Here is a 19,201-nt window from a genome sequence, read left to right on the forward strand (position 1 = left end):
AGAATCCCCCTCTTTTAATTGGTTTACCATAGCCCATCCTGTCCAACCTTCTTCGCCAACTTGTTGGACCCAATAATAAGAATGAATGCTACTAGTGATTTAAAAATTCCTATAGCAGCTGCATACGAATACTGCGGAAGTGCAGAGACAAGACCGACATTATACACATAGGTGTCAATTACTTGAGATGATGAAAGATTTAATGGATTTTGCATTAATAAAACTTTTTCAAACCCAGTATCCAGGAAGCTTCCCATATAAAGAATGAGGACCAATACAGCTGTCTGCATGATACCCGGAATATCGACATGCCAGATTCTGCGGATCTTCGAAGCACCGTCTACTATGGCAGCTTCATGAAGTTCAGGGCTGACGCTTGTCAATGCGGCCAAATAAATAATGCAGCCGAAACCAACATTCTGCCAGATGCCACTGAAAACAAAAATCGATTTAAAATAATCCGCCTCACCCATAAAGTTAATTCCCTCTTTAACCCCGAAGAGGGAAAGAAGATTATTTATTGGACCGCGGGGATCTAAAATCATAAAAATAATCCCAACCATAACAACAACCGATATAAAGTGAGGAGCATATGTGATTAACTGTGCAGCCTTCTTAAATCTTTTTGAGTATACATAGTTAAGGCTTAAAGCTAATAAAATAGGAAGAGGAAAACCTGCTATTAAACTATAAAGACTTAGGACTAGCGTATTTTTTAATACCCTTACAAAGTCGTATGATTCAAAGAACTTTTTAAAATGTTCAAATCCTACCCAAGGACTTCCTCCAATCCCTAATACAGGGTCAAAGTTTTTAAACGCGATCGAAGCGCCATACATAGGGTAGTAATGGAAAACTAAGATATACATCAGTGGCAGGATAAAAAGGACATATAGTTGCCAGCTTTTTTTAATTTTTGTCAAAAGGTTTTTCTTAGTTTTACGCTTTACTTCAGAAATGGTTGATTTATTCTCAACTACCCCAGTAACATTCAATGACTAACACTCCCTTTTTATATTATTTATTTATATATTTTGTTACCGATAACAAACATAAATGCGAATAATCAATTAAATTTTAAATCCATATATTTTTTTCATGTCAGTACTGGGTGTTAAGTATGCTGTTTGGTTTATTTGTATTTTTTTAAACGACCGCATTCCAATCCACATCAATGGAAAGGAAACAATGGTTGAACCGGCAAAGATAAACATAACCGGGAGATAGAGGAAGAGATAATATGAAACTACTAAACTTACCAACATTAAGAACGTTTCAAGTGGTCGGGCGAAAACGATTAAAAAGCTTTGTTTCATATAGTTTAGTTTCGACAGGTTGAAATGAACATAAACAGGAAGTAAAAATAGCCCTATAAGTAGGTAGAGAAAACCTGCGATCAATACGAAGATACGAATAATATTCATATGTAATTCGGTATTTAATATACGAAGGTCGAAATAAAGAAATAGACCTATTAAGAAATAAAAGAGACCTAATAGATTTGTTTCTATAAAATATGACTTATAGGAGTCTACAAATGTACGAAAAATCGGGACATCATTCTCCTTCATAAGCCATTTTCGAATAACTGAAAACACGGATGCTGTTGCTGGCATCACACCGAATATTACTAAACCAGCAAGGGTAAATACGACCCACAAAAAATGGACATACATAGCTTTCACAAGTAAATCGCCTACTTTATACAAAACCTTCCCTAAGCCATTCAATGGCATTCACCCCCAAAAATTTTATCTACATTTTAGTTTTTTAACCCGAACAACTATTAAATATAGTATATGGACAAGTATCAACCGTTTTAACAACCGCAATGGTGCCTTTCATTTGTAATCATCTTTTTATTAACCTTGTAAATTAATGTTATCGGTAATTCAATTGTAACATCCAGAAAATAATATCGTCAATAATTTTTTGATATTATCAAATTTTTTGAATTTTATGATTAAAAAAGGCTGATAGAATCTTAATTTACACTTTTTCAGCCTTTTTCATCGTATTTCTCCTTTAATTAATTAACCAACACCAAGCATTTTGTATTGAGCTTTTACCAATTCGTAATAAACTCCTTGTTTGCCCATTAACATCTCGTGGTTTCCTTGCTCAAGGATAGTACCATGATCCATAACAATAATCTTGTCTGCCTCTCGAATCGTCGAGAGCCTATGGGCAATCATAATGGCCGTTCTTCCTTTTAATAATGTTTTTAATGCCCGCTGAATCTTAACTTCAGTCTCCGTATCAATACTTGCCGTAGCCTCATCAAGAATAAGAATTTTTGGATCAGCGAGGAGCGCCCTTGCGAAAGAAAGCAGTTGGCGCTGTCCTACAGACAAAACATTTCCGCGCTCTTCCACTTCGGTTTGATACCCATTTGGAAGCTGCGTAATGAACGCATCCGCCCCAACGGCTTTCGCGGCTGCTACTACTTCCTCGTCGCTTGTAACTGGGTTACCAAAGCGGATGTTTTCCATGATTGTACCTGAAAAAATAAACGTATCTTGGAGCACGATACTAATTTGTGAACGCAAACTAGCAATGGAAATATCTTGAATCGGGTAGCCGTCGATTTTAACCACGCCTCCGGTGGCATCATAAAATCGGCTGACTAAATTCGCAATGGTCGTCTTCCCTGATCCCGTGTGCCCGACAAGTGCAGCAGTCTCGCCTGCCTTAATCGAAAAAGAAATACCATTTAACGCAGTTCTTTTTTCATCATAGGAAAACTTTACGTCTTCAAACTCAATCGTGCCATTCAACGAAGGAAGAACCCGTGCGTTTTGAGCTTCTGCCACAAGCGGCCGTTCATCTAAAAACTCAAAAATACGCTCGGAAGACGCCATTCCAATCAGGAGCTGATTATATAATTGCCCCAACCGGGAAATCGGCTCCCAGAACATCCCTAAATAAAAGGCAAAAGAAACAAATTCCCCGATGGTGCTTTCGCCGTTCGACACAAGAAAAGCACCATACCAAATCAGAATCGCCGTCCCGACGGCATTTGTCATTTCCACAAACGGACCAAACATTGCATTCTTCTTAACCGCTTGCTTCCACGTATCAAAGTTTTCCTGGTTGAGTCCCTTAAAAAATTCAATGTTTTCATCTTCTTGAGTAAATATCTGCGTCACTCGAATTCCTTGAATACTTTCATTTAAATGAGAGTTGATCTTGGACTGTTTCAGCCGGACCATCTGCCACGATAACCGAATCTTTTTTCGTAAGCTAGTCGAGATAAAAAACATAATGGGCAAAATGACCATTATCGCAATCGTGAGTTTTGCATTTAAGGAGAATAAGATAAAAATCGTCGCAAACAACAGCAGAAAATCGGTTAATAGATTAATAACACCGCTTGTAAACAGCTCCTGCAGCGAGTTTATGTCGTTCATAATCCGCACTAGAATGGATCCGGCCGAACGCTGGTCAAAGAATCGATGGGATAACGACTGAACATGGGTAAATAAATGCTTGCGTAAATCATAAATGACATTTTGACCAAGCTTATTCATCCAGCGAATTCTCAAGGAATTGACTAAATAAGACAGCAAATATAATCCTGAAATGATAAAAACCAGATTCAATAGCAGTCCGGTATCTTTTTCAATAATCGCCCGGTCAAGTGTATAAACACCAATCAAAATTGGAATGATTAACCGGATCGCCGTTGAAAGGATTACTGCCAGAAACGAAAGCGGCAGGTACGTTTTTGCATATGGCCTTACATACTGCAATAATCGCCATATTTGCTTCCAGTTAAACGCTTTATCTATCACTTGCTCATTTGAGTAGTGGAACCGCTCTAATATCAATTGTTTCTTACGTTTTTCTTCCATATTTCCTCCTACCTTACTGCCTTTTCCATAATCACTGCATGATCTTGATATTGAATGCGATAAATTCTTTCGTATGATCCATGATTGTTCACCAACTGATCATGTGTTCCGCGTTCAATAACTATTCCATTATCCAGCACTAAGATTTCATCTGCATGCTTCAACGAAGAAATTCGGTGCGCAATAATAAAGGTTGTTCTCCCCTTCATCACTTCCCGGAGAGCCTGTTGAATTTGAAATTCTGTTTCCATATCGACCGCACTTGTCGAATCATCTAAAATGAGAATCGCAGGATCGGTACAGATCGCACGGGCAATCGCAATCCGCTGTTTTTGTCCCCCGGAAAGGCCCATTCCCCGCTCCCCAAGCATCGTGTTATATCCATCCGGTAGCTCCATGATAAAATCATGGGCCTCTGCGCATTTAGCGGCAGCAATAATTTCTTCCATCGTCGCATCCGGTCTTCCGTAAGCAATATTTGCTTTGATCGTCGATGAAAAAAGGAAGGTTTCCTGTAAGACAACCCCAATCTCGGAACGCAGCGTTTTCAAGCGATATTCCCTTAGCGGACGGCCATCGATGAGAATCTTCCCTTCCGTTGGTTCATAAAGACGGGAAAGAAGTTGGATAATACTTGTTTTCCCTGAACCCGTTGCACCAATCAAACCAATCGTTTTACCCAGAGGTGCTTCAAAGCTAATATCCTGAAGAGCTACTGTTCCCTCTGTTTGATACTGGAACGTCACATGATCGAAGACCACACTTCCTTCGATTTTTTGGATATTCCTGATATCATCTTGATCATAAATGGTTTCGCCGACCTCTAGAATTTCCAGCAGGCGCTCACCAGAAGCTTTTGCCTGAGAGAACATATTAATGGTGAAACCAAGTTGCATGATCGGCCACAAAATATACCAAATAAGGCTATAAAAGGCGACAAGCTCACCTGGTTTTAGGGCGCCATTGATGACTTGATAGCCACCATAACCTATTAAAACAACAACCGAAATATTTCCAATCAGCTCCATTAGCGGAAAATATTTGGACCAAACTGCTGCGGTATCCAGCTGTTTCTTTCGATAGTCTTGGTTTGTCTTTGTAAACCGCTCAATCTCCACTGCTTCTTTGGAAAGGGCTTTTACTGTATGTATTCCGCTGATATTTTCTTGTACCTTTGTATTTAACCGCCCAAACGATTCGCGGACCTTGCGAAAAACCGGGTGTACGTCTTTATCGAATTTATAGACGACAATGCTAATGAATGGCAATGCCACAATCGTCACAAGTGTGAGAGAAACAGAATAATTAAACATCACACATAAACTAGCTGTGACAACAATAACAAAACGGAGAACCTCACTAAAGCCGAAGGATACAAAAATGCGAAACCCTTCTACATCTGCGGTCAAGCGTGACATCAGGTCGCCTGTCTTCGCATTATCATAATAGCTGAACGGCAGCCGCTGCAGTTTTTCATATAAGGTATTGCGAAGATTGAAAACGGATTTAATACCGAACATATCCGCCAAATAATGTTGAATATAGGCCGACAGTCCTTTTACCGCCATAATCGCAATGAATCCTAGAGAAATCCATGGCACCAAATCATATTTCCTCCCGAGGACCACTTCATCAATGGTCAGCTGCAAAATCATCGGGTAAACAACCGTAATTGCAGCGATCACCATCAGGAAAATCATCGACAAAATGAAATCCTTTTTATAAGGAAGATAAAACGACTTTAGTTTTTTAAAAATTAACATTACTTCCTCCTTTGGGTATCAAAATTTCTCTTAGCATACTGTGAAAAGGACTTCGAGTAAATATGTGAAATTTGCAAAAATTGTCATGCGGCATGATTGATATAAAAGTCTCTATAGGTATTGATTCCTTAGTGGAAAAAAATCCCCAGATCTAAATTCTGCCATGTAATTGACTTTCTGTAGGCAGAGCGAGTTTTACTTTTTCCAATTGTTCACACCTTTTTATTTTCTTATTTTATAACACCTTTTTTCAAAATAATATTGGCGTATTGTGCCGTTTCACTAGTGGCCACTACCGCAAAAGCCTTTCTTGTACGATAATAAAATTCAGATCGTTCCATAAACTCAAATGGAAATGAATAGTTAAACTGATGATGAATAATTTCTTCGTAGTCTTTCCATATCGTTGGTTGTACGGAATCACCAGGAACAACAGCCATGAATGCAATGGGATTTTCCACATACGTGTCTACGGTAGAAATTCTAATATTGCTTTTAATAATTCAGATATTCCATGTCCATCACATCAAATAAGGCGCTCAGCGTGACTGGCAGCTGGAAAATTTCCATCTGCCAGTACAATTTCATCCCCGTGCCTTATTTCCATTAAAGCCTTCATTAATTTCGGTGAAATAATCGAAGGTATCCCCTTAAGCATCCTGTATCACACTCGCTTCTTTACTTCTGAAGATTGGATAGTTCTTCTTTATTACTAGAAATGACAGACATCACGTCTGTCTGGATGTCGTATTTTGAATTCTTCTCTGCAGTAGCAGCAATATCAATGATGCATTGCTCTGTTTGAACACCTAATTTTTGTCTTCCATGCTCTTTTCTTAACTTCCTTCAGAAGCGTGGCAACATTATTTCGGTTGTGCATGACAATACTTGAAAGACCTTTTTAAAATGTTTGTTCAGCTATAGAGTATTCCCTCCTTTGAATCTTTGATATTATCGTGTTATCGATAACAAAAATATAACAAAGCAAGAATGAACCTGTCAATCAATTTATCATAAGGAGATAGCTCATTGAACGAATTGAAAAAACAGCTCCAAAAGAAACTAGAAAAATTGTACTGCCAGCAGAATTCCATATTAGAGCATCTTGGGTTAAAAATAAATAAGCTGGAGGTAGATGGTTGTTGAAAGAACTGTCTATCTTAAAAGACAAGACGCTGTAAAAAAGTAAAGGAAATATCTTTCATTAGGACGATAAAAGACATTTCTCTCCGAAAAAGGATGGGACCCTCATAGGGGCGATGAAAGACATTTCTCTACTAAAAATCTAGGAAACTGTCTTTCATAATGCCGAAATGTTTATAATCTTCTTAACCCTTGAACAGAACCCTTATTGTAAAAGACATCCCCTAGTAATTACGGCAATGTCATTAATTGGAAAATGCGTAGCAGCATTCAGAGAAAAAGCTTATTTTAACGGAGATTTTATCTATGTTAGTGAAGCAAATTTTAAGGGTAAATGGAGTGTCGTTTGCTTCTACCCAGCAGATTTCACATTCGTATGCCCTACTGAATTAGAATCAAAATCCAGTAATTAAGTAGACTGTCCTAGTCATTTGAGACAGAGATAAAACACCCTTATTAGGCTGCCATACTCCCAAATTCAATGGGGGTTCGGTAGCCTAATTTTTCTTGAAATAATGATCCCTTTAATGGGATTTCGCTCGGCTGCACCAGGCCAGACCAAAATTCACCTTTAACGTCACGGACGGCAAAGCCGACCTGACCCCGCGTGTTGAACCTGTACCAACAGCTGAGGAAAGCGGAGTGGTCATGCCGAAGCTTAAGAATGAATCAGGTGTAAGTGGAAGCATGGATAAGATTTCAGGTGTCGTAGGAGAAACGGTATCGATGAAGGCAAGCGGGTTACCGAAAAATCAAAAAATCGAAGTAATCTGGAACACGATGAGAGGAAGCCGCGTTTCAGGATAAAGTGGACAGTTTAAAAAAGACTTTTTTATGCAACTAGTAGATGACTCCGGCCCAATATCGAAAAAAATGACTCTCAAGTGCTAAATACCATTTTGAAATATACGTATGTAAGAACTATCGAATAACAAAAAAGACAGTTTCCACATGCTAATGAGACTCAATTAGAATATTATTTCACTTATACAACAGGAGGAGCGATTGATATCGTACGAAAATGTATCAATAATGATATGAAAATTCCATCTGAAGAAGTTGTCCGCATCTTAGAAACTATGTATATGACTTAATCTCAAAAACATTATTTTTATTAATGAATGATTATACACAATTTATTGAAGCCTCGGTATTATAAAAAATATTTTGGATTTTAGCCGTAAAAAGAAGATTTTATTGATTAGAATTTAACATCATTAAAATCTATAATTAGTTTAAATTATTGGTTAGTTGTAATTTTTACATAAAAATGAAAGCGCATTAATTCGGCCGCACGGAATGTTTTTTTTGATATCATAATATAAATGGAGCTCATTTTTTTAAATAAGGAAGTGATGTTATGGATGATGAACAACTTTTAACCTTTATTACTGTTTTTGAGTTAAATAATTATTCGCGTACAGCAGAGCACTTGAATTTAACACAGCCCGCGGTAACGGCAAGAATTCAAAAATTAGAAAATGAGCTGGACTGTAAATTATTTTACCGAGAAGGAAAAAAAATCCTATTGACTAAGGAAGGAACTGCCCTGCTTCCATATGCACGTAAAATATTAAACTATGTAAAAGAAGCAAGACAGGTGATTGAAGGTATTAAAACTCCAACAATTACCATTGGATTATCACCTGCCATCTCAGTTTCAATTGTCTTAGAGGTTTTATCACATCTGCGCAGAACAAGTGAGTTTTCTTTTGAACTAGTGGAAGCAGCGGACTCTGTAGAAGTTTCTAAGATGATTAAAGATGGGTCAATCGATTTAGGGCTTGTAAGAGATGTAATCCCATTTACAAATCTAGAATCAGAATATATTTTTCATGAAAAACTTGTTTTTATTGTTGGAAAAGACCATCCATTAGTTGGAAAAGCTGAAATTTTAAAAGACGATCTTATTGACCAAACGATGATTTGCTATCGTAGGGAAACAGCCTTATGGCGAAAAATTGATGAAAGATTAATCGGAGTAAGAAATCTAAAACGAATTGAAGTTGGCGGATTCGAAATGGTAATATCGATGATTAAAAATAACTGGGGTTTTAGTGTCGTACCAGAACTAATTCTAGCTAATCACACAAATACACTCAATAAAGATTTATGTACCGTCCCTTTTGATGAATTTAAAGATCTCACTTATAATGTTGTTGGATTATATAAAAAGGATTCTCCAAAATTAGAAAGGCTTCATCTGTTTCTTCATACTTTTGAAACTATTTTAAAAAATTTAAAATCTATTTAAATAGGTTTAAGCTATGGATTAGTAAGAACAAAGGGCATTCCATTTAAACAGAAATGTCCTTTGTTGTAAATCTATACCATTTCTTTAATAACACTGTGGCTTTATTTAACCCCAGAAACTCTATAGCATTTTCTCCAAGCATTATTTTCTTTTCCTCATCCAACACGTTTTCTAACATTTCGACTACATTTCCTGGTGGTGCTTCTCGCAGCAGAAATGGATAGTCAGTACCCATGATTATGTGATCAGCCCCCAATTTTTCAAGCATTAATTGAAGATTGCGGGGATCATAGACTAGTTTATCGTAATAAAATTTCTTCGCATAATAGCTTGGCGGCTGTTCCGTTGTGCGGATATGCGGCCATACTTCCCAAGCTTGATCGATTCTCGGTAATAAATAAGGCAGGGTTCCTCCGCCATGGGCAAAACAGATTTTTAAATCTGGATACTTATCAAAAATGCCTCTGAAGATTAAGTTCCCTGCAGCAAGCGCTGTCTCCGAAGGCATCCCTATTGAGTACATAAAATTATGTTTAGGCATTCTCTCTTCGCCAACTGTCGCCAAAGGATGGACTAAAATCGGAACATCCATTTTTGCCGCTGCTGATTTCTAATCGAAATAATCTTTGTTTTTGCGCCTTAATTCAAGATTTTAGTTATATTCATAAGGTTATTAAATGTTACACAAACTTATAAAAAATCAAAAGACCGTCAGATATATCTCGACGGTCTTTTTTAAATTATTTGTTTGAGTTAGTTCGTTTTCAATCTTCTTTGTTATGCTTTTTCCATAATGACTTTGGACTCTGTACTTTGCTTTAAATTTTATTATTAATCGTTTTGTTCTCTCACTAAAATATCATTCTCATTTATTAATGGTTTTTCTACAAAATTAATCTTTTTCACTATTTTTTGTATTACTTTCGGAAAAAAGTAAGCCCCAAAAAAAGCGCAAATAAAAGCCTGTGACCAAGTTTTTAACCATGCATGTAAAAATGTTCCATCATAATCCCTATTTATTAAGATTAATATTAATGAAATAAAAAAGGACATACTAAAAGCCATTAAAAATGCAAAAATGATATTTTTATATTTAATATTAATATTTATTATTACTCATCTCCTCATCATTTAATTTAACTACATTTTTATATTACGAATACCTACATACATATTGTTTCGAGTAAGAACAGAACAAATAACAGATGTTCCCTAACCTTTATGTTTTTTTATTAACACTAGCTATATATGATCTATAGAACCTATAGGTCAAGATAAAAGAACATTCCTATCAAAATGGAATGTTCTTTTATTTGGCCTATTCCGATTCTTTAATAAAACTCTCTTTACTTAATCCAAGAAACTTAATCGCATTTTCTCCAAGCATTTGTTTCTTTTCCACATCCGAAACATTTTCCAACATTTCAACTATTTTTCCCGGCGGTGCTTCCCGCAACATGAATGGATAATCTGTACCCATGATAATATGATCAGCACCAAATTTTCCAAGCATAAATTGGAGATTGCACGGATCGTAAACGAGCGTATCGTAATAGAGCTTCTTCGCATAAAAGCTTGGCGGCCGTTCCGTTGTGCGGATATGCGGCCATACTTCCCAGGCTTGGTCGATTCGCGGTAATAAATACGGCAGGGACCCTCCGCCATGGGCAAAGCAGATTTTTAATTTTGGAAATTTATCAAGAATACCGCTGAAGATTAGGCTTCCTGCCGCAAGAGCTGTTTCGGACGGCATTCCGATCGAATACATAAAGTTATGGTTTGGCATTCTCTCTACTCCGACCGTGGCCCATGGATGAACTAAAATGGGTACATCCATTTTTGCCGCCGCTTCCAGAAATCTTTGAATCTCCGGATCATCGAGGGTTTTTCCATTTGCGTTGCTACCGATTTCAATCCCGATCAGCCCCAGCTCGTTAACTGCTCTCTCCATTTCTGCAATCGCCAAATCCGAATTCTGCAATGGTACCGTTCCAAGGCCGACAAAACGATCAGGATATTGGGCTACTACCGAAGCTATAAAATCATTTTGTGCTTTCGACAGCTCTAAACACTTTTCTACATCTGCCCAATATGTAAACGTAACCGGAATCGGAGATAAAACTTGGACATTGACACCTTCTGCATCCATTTCAGCGATGCGTTTTTCAGGATTCCAGGCATTCTCGTCAACTTTTCGGAATGACTTTCCATCCTTGTAAATTTCAGCTCCACAGCTGCACGTATGCTTTAAAATCGGAAAACGATCATCCGCATATTTTTCCGCAAAATCAGGAAAATTCTCAGGAATAATATGGGTGTGAAAGTCAACACGGAAATTCTCACCTTTTGACACGATGCTGCCTCCTTAAATGATAATTGTTGATTGATTATTGATTAACTTTTTCCAGGTCTTCCTTTATCAATTTACCAACTTTTCCCCATCCTGGTTTAGGTCTTCCTCCCCATTCATCAAGTGTATGCATGGTTGGTTCTAGACGGCGAGGCTCTCTTGGATTTTCCTCCGGAAATTCTTCCATTCCTTGACTATACTCAATCGTTAAGCCGTCAGGATCCGCAAAATATAGGAAAATGCTGCCCGATGGGTGATGTTTTCCTGGCCCAAATAGAATCGGAACATTGTTATCCTTTAATCTATTAACTTGAATCCCCACATCATCTACACGTTGAGCTTGATATGCAAGGTGATTCAATTTATTTTCTTTTCCTTTTGTCAGGGCAAAATTATGGTGAAATGGAGTTCCAGCTGCCCTTAACCAGGCCCATCCCGTTTCCCTTCCTTGGATATCTGAAATGTTGAAGTTCAAAACTTTCGTAAAGAAATCAAATAATTCGTCAAATTTATTAGTTTCATAAACGACATGAAGAAGTCTCGTAATTCTGGCCTTCTTAGGAACAAATGGTGTACCCATTTGCATAATTTGCACATAGAATTCATACGTTACCCCTAAATATGGATCTTTAAAACGCAATGTTCTACCTTGGGCCAAATTTTGGCACTCCTCTGCGCTTAATTCGACAGGATTTACACCTTGTTTCGTTAAATGGTCAAACACTGCTTGAAATTGGTCTGCCTTTTCAAGCTCAAATGCTACTCTTTTTAACCCAGGTTCTTCTCCTTGTTCAAGGATTAAATTGTGATGGTCCCCGCTGCATCGAAGGTATGCCGCATCAAGAACCCGTTCAACAAATTCCATACCAACAATATTTTCATAAAAATCTACCGATTTATTAAGATCAGTCACGCTTAACACAACATATCCCAACTTTTTATAACGAATCATTCAAAAACCTCCTATATTATACTAGAGGGTCTGACCCTCATAGCTTAACCACGTTAATGTGTTAATTCGTATGAACCCCAATCAAAATCTGACTTCATTTTATAAAATGATACTTACTTTTCCATGCGGGCGGAGACTGTCCAATTTGAGAATGACTTTCTTGGATTGAATCTTTAATTCTCCATTTTCTTTTACCAAGATGTATTCGTTGACCCCGACATAATTGTCCAATACTTCACGTTTCGTACGGTAGGTAGAGAAATTGCATCTGACTTTTACGGCATCCTCTCCATTATTAACGATTCTTACATTCGTCACATTGTGAAGAGTAGTGGAGTGCGGGTATTCAACATGGGCTTCTCTTTTCAGTAATCGTAACGCCCGCTGTTCTAAACGGGCACGATCATCATGAACAAAGAAAAGCGATTTTTTAAAATCAGCATCAGGATTTCCGATGGGCGGAATCACATACGTTCCATTGCTTGCGAATAATGCAGACCACTCCTTTAACTTAAACTCATCAAGAAGCTCCGCCTCATGGAATAAAAAATCTTCAATTTCCTGACGTGTTATGTTCATACTTCCACCTTCCCAGCTTCTTCTTTTTTGTTTTCCTCTGCTGTCATCCGTTTATCCCATTCACGCCAGAAGGCACGCATTTGTTCTTCATCCGTCGCTTGGGGAATTTCCCTGTTCATTCCTTTGGAAATATCATTCCATCCGACTTCTTTAGTATTTAAAAAGCCTTCCTGGCATAGTTCAAGTGCTTCATTATCATCCGGAGTCGCAAAACCGCCTGGCCCTAAAAACTCTAAGTAGCTGTCATTCCGTACCTCTCTGAAACCGTCTGTTTCATTTATAGGAGATAAAGCATAGGCGGTTACTTGCATATAACCCGGTTCAATCGGATAAAAGGTTCTGATTGCAATCGCCATGATATCATTGATGACCAGGTTAGGGAAAATTAAAATATTACGGTTCTTTTTCGAAATGCGGTGGGCTCTTTCTTCGCCAAATTTTTCTACTAAGCGGGCATTGATTTTATCGATAATTTCTTTCGCTTCTTCACCGTAACCTTCAATCCATTTTCCGATTGGTCTTGGCCACGGGGCATAATATTCCATTACGGCATGTCCATTCCCCAGAGCGCGCGCTTCCCCTGCAAGACTGTCTTTTTCCATTATTCCGCCGCGGGTCGCAACAATATCAAAATAGGTTTTATGGGTTGGTACCCCGTGGTATAAATCAAAACTATTTTCACAAAGTAATTTCCAGTTCGCTCGTACGCTATATTCTTGGGGATCCTGCAAAACTTCCATTCCAACTTCTGTTTGATCTGCCACCAAGTCGAGATACTCTTTGGCACCTGCCAGGTATTCCTCTAATGATATGGCGTTGTCATCAAAGTTAACGAATACGAAACCGCGGTAACTGTCAAGTCGTTTGACAGCCAGCATATTTTTGGAGCCATCGCAGTTATGGTCTTCCAAGAAACCAAATTTATCAGGTAATCCGACTAATTCCCCTTGCGTATTAAAGCTCCACGCATGATAGAAGCAGCGGAATACTTTTGAGTTTCCTTTTCCTTCACGGCATACGAGCGCACCCCGGTGTGGACAGGAGTTATATAATGCCCTTATTACCCCATCACTACCGCGGGTAAATAAAAGGTTTCGTCCACCAACTTTTCTTCTATGAAAATCGCCTTTATTCAGTACTTCTGATTCATGCCCGATATATAACCAGCATTTATCAAAAATTTCATTGCGTTCGCTTTCTAAAATTTCCGGATTAATAAAAACTTCACGATTTACTTTGAATAAACACTTCTGTTGATCATCCTTAAGATAATTGCTCATTGGCTCTCCCCCTAAATAAGTTTTTTTAGTAAACCTGCTCATCATCTGTGTCGGTTCTGAAAGAGGTTTTAGAAAACCTTAAAATCATTTTTATTGCATCGTGCTTCCGCATTTACACTAATCACTTGGCCCGTAATAAAAGTCGCCTTATCGGAAGCAAGGAATACGACGGCATCCGCCACCTCTTCCGGATACGCCCCTCTTCCTTTTGGAATGATGTTAATATAGCAATCTACCAACCCCGTATCTCTCTTTCTGATCTCATCCAGCAGTTCCCCCTCTACTGCCGGGGGAGCGATGACATTCGCGGTAATATTATTTTTGGCGAATTCTCTTCCTGATCCGGAAAAATGGCATGGCCCCCGCCCTTTGCAGCATTATAGGCTGCATGGTCCCATAAACCATTGCGGACAGAATCTGCTCCTATGTTAATAATCCGTCCGTAATTTTGTTTCACCATATGCGGCAACACGCTGTAACATGACCACAGCATGGTCCAGGGGTTACGGTCGATTGTTGTTTTTAAGGTTTACGGTGTTTGTTCAAGGAACGGGAGAATCACGCCTCCGCCGGCATTATTGACAAGAATGTCGATTTTGTCCCATTTATGTATGGCTTTTTCAACCATCTGGATAACGTTTTCATCTTTTGATAGATCAACATTAAAGTAGTCTGTTTCCCGCCCTGTTAATTGGTCCACTTCCTCGGAGACTTTCTTCAAACGTTCAGGATTGGTTCCTGTAACCAATACAGTCGCACCTGCTTGTGATAAACCAATTGCAACCGCTTTCTAAATTCCTGTGGAGAACCTGTTACAACGGCTACTCTCCCTTCCAATAGATAGGCTTGTGATTGAATCGACAAGCTAAAATCTCCTCCTTTCCTTGTAAAAATGGTCTGTTTCCTTTTTGTCGTGCAACTGTCCATTGCACAAAAACTAACATCGATCCGGATACCTCAGCTAAATGTAATCGCATCCAAAACTTAACACAGTGTGCTTAGGTAAACAGCGTTTAATGCATTTTTCCAGATAATATCTGAACATATTGACATTTAAAATATCAGAATATTATCTTAATTGATTTAATTTTAAATCTTTTTTTTGTGAAAATCTAATCGAAATATTCTTACTTTTAGCGCCTAAATTCAAGATTATATTTATATATAATCATTATGAATACGCTTTTAATTCGCGTGCAAAGAGATGATTTAAGAGGAATAATTAAAAGATTTCGTTTGTCCTGAGTAAATTCTAAAGACATTTAATGGGCATGACATAATAAAAAAAGGGTAAGGGGTGCTCGAAATTATAAATTGAATAAACTAAAAGAATCTTTATATTTGTTTTTATAATCTAGATTTGAGGCACTTTTATACGATTTGATTACATAAAAAATGAGCCATATGATTCATATGAGAGGACGAATAGGATGATCGAAATGGCTTAATTTCAAAATATCAAATTCTTAAAAGAGGTTGAAGGTTTATCGCAAAGACAAATTGCGGCAAAACTTGGGATTTCACGTAACACTGTTAGCAAATATCTTAAAAATGATACGTTATGATAACTACGAATCTAGAATTTACGGAATGGACGTCTATATTTGGAGATAAAAAAATGACCGCAGCCCTTCTAGATCGACTAACCAACTCTGATACAATCTATTTACTTAAATCACTTGAAAACTTTACCATATTAAAAACCCCCTTAAGTTGGATTATTAGTCCAACTTAAGGGGGTAACTTCATTAAGTTACCTTTTTCTAATGCTAAAATATTGTTTATTACAGTGTTATTTACTGCTAAAAAAGTTACCTTCCCTTCGAAAAGAGAACCCGTTACTTTTCCTCCTGGCTCCTTTTTGCTGAAACTGGATGAATTACATAATAGAATCCTAAAATACTTTCAATTTCTCGTATGTCTAAATATTCATCTGATGAATCTTTAAGCACTATCTGTGCATCTTGAATATCCAATTTCTCTAGTTTTTCAATGAGTTCAGATACTGTCATTTTTTATTTTCCTCCATATTTATTTTATAAAATAAAATTACCACAGACCCTATTTATCGTATAAATTACCCTTAGAAATCAAACAGGAGTCTGCAGCTTTTTTTATGTTGGGACAATTTATTGCATAACAAGGTAATCAAGTTCATCGTCAATTTAGTGCTACAAATGCAAAACCTATTTTTCCTAATTATGATAGTTTAAGATAAAACATCTCTCAAATTAGTATAAATATCCCATACAGTCAATATGTTATTCCCTTTTAAATTTAGGAAATATATAATCTTAGATCTGATAAAATAGTCCATTGTAAATTATACGAAATTTTACTCTTTTCTTCTATGAAATACTCCATATTGGTATATTTGAATATCTTCCTAATCAACGCCAAGCACTCCAACTACGTCAGCAAATGCCACTAGCTCAATTTCACCTGGTTTCACTTAAAAGCGGAACCCCCATCCGGAATTCCCGGCAGGGTTGATAATAACTTGAGTTCCAATCATGCTAGAAACCCCAATTGTCAGCAAATTTCCAAAGGAATCTTTTCATTTTAATGTAAATTTTCTCTTAGTGGGTAACCAATTAAGCAATTTACCCTTGGTTCACTTCATATTTGTAAAATCTTTTAAAGAAACCTTCACCGATGTCTGCAATGTTTTTATAATGAGTTTGCACCTGGAAGATAGACCTGAAAACAATGGATTATCATGATTAAAAAATTCGTTAATGAAATGATTAAATCAGACAGATATAAAAAATACCAATTCAACAAGATGAATGGGTATGCCTTTAAAGCTATTTCTACTATGGCTAATCATAACGATATGAGTGAATAACAAGAAGAGGTGTAGCGAACCTCCCTTAAGGGGATGTCAGTACCTCAGGAATATCGACAAACCCGAATATTTTCGAATTTGTCGACAGTCTGAACTCCCTTTCAAAAAATATAGGGAGTTTTAATTTTTTATTTCTAAGGTTGTGAAAAATTACCTTTATAAAAACAACTAATAGTTTGTCAATTTTCCAGAATACAGTTACTAGACTCATGCTTATTCGTTTATTTTCTTTCAGAAACCGGTACACCGGCAACTCCCCAATGAGTTTTTGGCATTTCATTTACCAATACTCGAACGCTAGTTCTTGGTGCAACTAATGTTTCAACAACAATATCAGTAATATTTTCAATTAATGCTTTTATTTTTTCAGGTGGTCTGCCTTCCATAATATTTACTTGAATAAGTGGCATGATAATTCCCCTTTCATAAATTATATTTTCCTATTGTAATATGTTTTAAAATTGCTCATTTATTCACCAACAGAGAAAGTTACTTCGCCCAGGCCATCAAATTTACCTGAAACAACGTCGCCAACTTTTAACAATATTGCACTTGTTAATGCTCCCGATAAAATGATTTCGCCTTTTTTAATTTTATCTCCTTTTCTGGCGAGCATGTTTGCCAATACTGCAATGGCATTGGCAGGATGTCCTAAAACGGCAGCGCCAGCGCCCAATTCTTTAATTTGGCCATTAATCGATAAAGTTGCCCCTACTAATTCAAGTTCAAAGTCATTTGGTTTTCGAAGTGTATTACCGAATACGACCCTTGAAGTAGATGCATTATCAGCAATTACATCTGTGTGGGTAAAGTTAAAATTTTCATAACGGCTGTCAATAATTTCAAGTGCAGGTAAAACATACTCTGTTTTAGCTAACACTTGTGAGCCGGTAATTCCAGGTCCTTCAATATCTTCGCCAATCAAAAACGCAATTTCTGCTTCCACTTTTGGATGGATCAAATCAGAAAATGGAAGAACACCACCGTTATCGATCAACATATAATCAAACACATATCCGTAAATTGGCTCAGTAACGCCCATTTGTTCCCACTTCGCCTTGCTTGTTAATCCCATCTTAGGGCCAATGATTCTTCGGCCCTCGTCTAATTTTTTTTGAACAAGCAGTTCCTGTGCCTGATAAGCTTCCTCAACTGTTAAATCAGGTTTAAACGTCTTAGTTACCTTTACAACTTCACGTTTTTCTACTTCCGCAGCAACCAAGTAATCAGCAATTTGTTTAATAATATCACTTGCCATTCCTTTTCCTCCTTTGATCCAGATTCAGTATCTATTTAAGCCAATTATTTAAAGTTAACGCTTACTTGACCAAGATAAGCAAATCTTGCTGTAAAATTGTCGCCCGGATTAACGACAACCATGCCGGAAAGTGCACCCGAAAGGATTACTTCACCTGCTTTAAGAGTAATATCATAATCTGCTAAACGATTCGCCAGCCATGCAACACAAGTTGCCGGATTTCCAAGTGCAGCGGCTCCAACACCTGTATTGGCAACTTCACCATTTTGCAAAAGTACCATGCCCATTAATTCCAGATTAATATCTTTAATTTTTGTAGGCTTACCACCCAATACAAATAATCCGGATGAAGCATTATCAGCGACCGTGTCTGGTAGCTTAATTTTCCAATCTTGTATCCGACTATCAACAATTTCTAAAGCAGGAACAACATAATCTGTTGCTTGCAGCACATCAAGAACAGTCACATTCGGACCTTTTAAATCTTTCTTTAAAATAAATGCAATTTCACCTTCTACTTTCGGCTGAAGCATGGTTTCACAAAAAATAGTACCGCCATTTTCAACGACCATGCTGTCTAATAGATGTCCATAGTCAGGCTCATCAACACCCAACATTTTTTGTACAGCAACAGAGGTTAATCCAATTTTTTTGCCAACAATTTTCTGTCCTTCAGCTAGCTTCTTTTTAATATTTTCCAATTGAATATAATATGCCTCATCGACAGTAATTTCTGGATCTACTACAGATAGCGGATTAATTCCAACGCGGCTTTTTTCAGCTTCTAATAATTTAGCAGCAAACTTTTCAATTTTACAAGTCAATTGAATATATCCTTTCTATTATAAATGTATTTTGACACTGTTTAGTATAAGCTGAGAAACATTCAAAAAAGTTGCACGGTATATCTTATTTAAACC

At 37.3% G+C, this 19,201-nt stretch carries 19 protein-coding genes and 4 pseudogenes; 5 read left to right on the forward strand and 18 right to left on the reverse strand.

Features of this window, described 5'->3' with window-relative positions:
• Positions 1-23: 23 nt before the first annotated feature.
• The 5 genes and pseudogenes from QF028_RS12515 to QF028_RS12535 all read right to left on the reverse strand — a co-directional run bounded on the left by QF028_RS12515 (position 24) and on the right by QF028_RS12535 (position 6,275).
• Positions 24-995: an ABC transporter permease gene (locus QF028_RS12515; RefSeq protein ID WP_429465828.1), complete on the reverse strand. Its 972-nt coding sequence runs from the start codon at positions 993-995 to the stop codon at positions 24-26.
• Between the two features lie 75 nt (positions 996-1,070).
• A complete protein-coding gene (locus QF028_RS12520) occupies positions 1,071-1,730 on the reverse strand; it encodes a YesL family protein (RefSeq protein ID WP_429465830.1) in 660 nt (219 codons plus the stop codon).
• 303 nt (positions 1,731-2,033) lie between these two features.
• Entirely contained in the window at positions 2,034-3,854 is a 1,821-nt protein-coding gene (locus QF028_RS12525; RefSeq protein ID WP_429465832.1) for an ABC transporter ATP-binding protein, read from the reverse strand.
• Positions 3,855-3,862: 8 nt separating this feature from the next.
• The gene (locus QF028_RS12530) at positions 3,863-5,617 is read right to left on the reverse strand and encodes an ABC transporter ATP-binding protein (RefSeq protein WP_429465834.1); all 1,755 of its coding nucleotides are present in this window, start codon (positions 5,615-5,617) and stop codon (positions 3,863-3,865) included.
• Between the two features lie 230 nt (positions 5,618-5,847).
• Positions 5,848-6,275 (reverse strand): annotated as a pseudogene (locus QF028_RS12535) (RbsD/FucU family protein).
• Between the two features lie 724 nt (positions 6,276-6,999).
• Between QF028_RS12535 and QF028_RS12540 the strand changes: the two are divergent.
• The 3 genes and pseudogenes from QF028_RS12540 to QF028_RS12550 all read left to right on the forward strand — a co-directional run.
• Positions 7,000-7,155 (forward strand): annotated as a pseudogene (locus QF028_RS12540) (redoxin domain-containing protein); the annotation flags it as partial.
• 253 nt (positions 7,156-7,408) lie between these two features.
• Positions 7,409-7,567, forward strand: coding sequence for a hypothetical protein (locus QF028_RS12545; RefSeq protein ID WP_168243915.1), 159 nt, complete (start codon positions 7,409-7,411; stop codon positions 7,565-7,567).
• Positions 7,568-8,120: 553 nt separating this feature from the next.
• The gene (locus QF028_RS12550; protein WP_429465836.1) at positions 8,121-9,014 is read left to right on the forward strand and encodes a LysR family transcriptional regulator; all 894 of its coding nucleotides are present in this window, start codon (positions 8,121-8,123) and stop codon (positions 9,012-9,014) included.
• Positions 9,015-9,057: 43 nt separating this feature from the next.
• Here the strand turns inward: QF028_RS12550 and QF028_RS12555 are convergent, their stop codons facing one another.
• The 9 genes and pseudogenes from QF028_RS12555 to QF028_RS12595 all read right to left on the reverse strand — a co-directional run bounded on the left by QF028_RS12555 (position 9,058) and on the right by QF028_RS12595 (position 15,039).
• Positions 9,058-9,606, reverse strand: a complete 549-nt coding sequence (locus QF028_RS12555) for an amidohydrolase family protein (protein WP_429465838.1) — start codon at positions 9,604-9,606, stop codon at positions 9,058-9,060.
• A gap of 239 nt (positions 9,607-9,845) precedes the next feature.
• On the reverse strand, positions 9,846-10,079 hold the full coding sequence (locus QF028_RS12560) for a DUF2798 domain-containing protein (protein WP_429465840.1): 234 nt from the start codon (positions 10,077-10,079) through the stop codon (positions 9,846-9,848).
• A gap of 253 nt (positions 10,080-10,332) precedes the next feature.
• Positions 10,333-11,367, reverse strand: a complete 1,035-nt coding sequence (locus tag QF028_RS12565) for an amidohydrolase family protein (protein ID WP_168243912.1) — start codon at positions 11,365-11,367, stop codon at positions 10,333-10,335.
• 34 nt (positions 11,368-11,401) lie between these two features.
• A complete protein-coding gene (locus tag QF028_RS12570) occupies positions 11,402-12,316 on the reverse strand; it encodes a VOC family protein (protein ID WP_168243911.1) in 915 nt (304 codons plus the stop codon).
• A gap of 99 nt (positions 12,317-12,415) precedes the next feature.
• On the reverse strand, positions 12,416-12,895 hold the full coding sequence (locus QF028_RS12575; protein WP_335712201.1) for an aromatic-ring-hydroxylating dioxygenase subunit beta: 480 nt from the start codon (positions 12,893-12,895) through the stop codon (positions 12,416-12,418).
• Positions 12,892-14,175, reverse strand: coding sequence for an aromatic ring-hydroxylating oxygenase subunit alpha (locus tag QF028_RS12580; RefSeq protein ID WP_429465843.1), 1,284 nt, complete (start codon positions 14,173-14,175; stop codon positions 12,892-12,894). Before QF028_RS12580 ends, QF028_RS12575 begins: the two co-directional genes overlap by 4 nt.
• A gap of 68 nt (positions 14,176-14,243) precedes the next feature.
• Positions 14,244-14,489, reverse strand: a complete 246-nt coding sequence (locus QF028_RS12585; RefSeq protein ID WP_429472304.1) for an SDR family oxidoreductase — start codon at positions 14,487-14,489, stop codon at positions 14,244-14,246.
• Positions 14,456-14,923, reverse strand: a pseudogene (locus QF028_RS12590) (SDR family NAD(P)-dependent oxidoreductase). The gene QF028_RS12585 and the pseudogene QF028_RS12590 overlap by 34 nt, the downstream one beginning before the upstream one ends.
• Positions 14,893-15,039, reverse strand: coding sequence for a hypothetical protein (locus QF028_RS12595; protein WP_429465845.1), 147 nt, complete (start codon positions 15,037-15,039; stop codon positions 14,893-14,895). The pseudogene QF028_RS12590 and the gene QF028_RS12595 overlap by 31 nt, the downstream one beginning before the upstream one ends.
• Positions 15,040-15,632: 593 nt before the next feature.
• Here QF028_RS12595 and QF028_RS12600 point away from each other — a divergent pair.
• Positions 15,633-15,740, forward strand: coding sequence for a sigma factor-like helix-turn-helix DNA-binding protein (locus QF028_RS12600; protein ID WP_348982665.1), 108 nt, complete (start codon positions 15,633-15,635; stop codon positions 15,738-15,740).
• A pseudogene (locus QF028_RS12605) lies at positions 15,734-15,910 on the forward strand (ATP-binding protein); the annotation flags it as partial. The gene QF028_RS12600 and the pseudogene QF028_RS12605, both read left to right, overlap by 7 nt.
• A 103-nt stretch (positions 15,911-16,013) precedes the next feature.
• On the opposite strand, the gene QF028_RS12610 reads toward QF028_RS12605, so the two are convergent.
• From QF028_RS12610 to QF028_RS12625, 4 genes are all read right to left on the reverse strand, one after another.
• Positions 16,014-16,187 carry a hypothetical protein gene (locus QF028_RS12610; protein ID WP_168243908.1) on the reverse strand — a complete coding sequence of 58 codons (174 nt, stop codon included), beginning with the start codon at positions 16,185-16,187 and terminating at the stop codon, positions 16,014-16,016.
• A 1,057-nt stretch (positions 16,188-17,244) separates the two neighbouring features.
• Complete coding sequence (locus tag QF028_RS12615; RefSeq protein ID WP_429465847.1) at positions 17,245-17,433, reverse strand: 4-oxalocrotonate tautomerase; 189 nt, start codon at positions 17,431-17,433, stop codon at positions 17,245-17,247.
• A 59-nt stretch (positions 17,434-17,492) separates the two neighbouring features.
• On the reverse strand, positions 17,493-18,281 hold the full coding sequence (locus QF028_RS12620; RefSeq protein WP_215018377.1) for a 2-keto-4-pentenoate hydratase: 789 nt from the start codon (positions 18,279-18,281) through the stop codon (positions 17,493-17,495).
• A gap of 44 nt (positions 18,282-18,325) precedes the next feature.
• The gene (locus tag QF028_RS12625) at positions 18,326-19,105 is read right to left on the reverse strand and encodes a 2-keto-4-pentenoate hydratase (RefSeq protein WP_214712696.1); all 780 of its coding nucleotides are present in this window, start codon (positions 19,103-19,105) and stop codon (positions 18,326-18,328) included.
• Positions 19,106-19,201: the final 96 nt, after the last annotated feature.

Origin of the sequence: Neobacillus sp. B4I6, assembly GCF_050434045.1 — a bacterium.
In the GTDB taxonomy this organism is placed as follows: Bacteria; Bacillota; Bacilli; order Bacillales; family Cytobacillaceae; genus Neobacillus.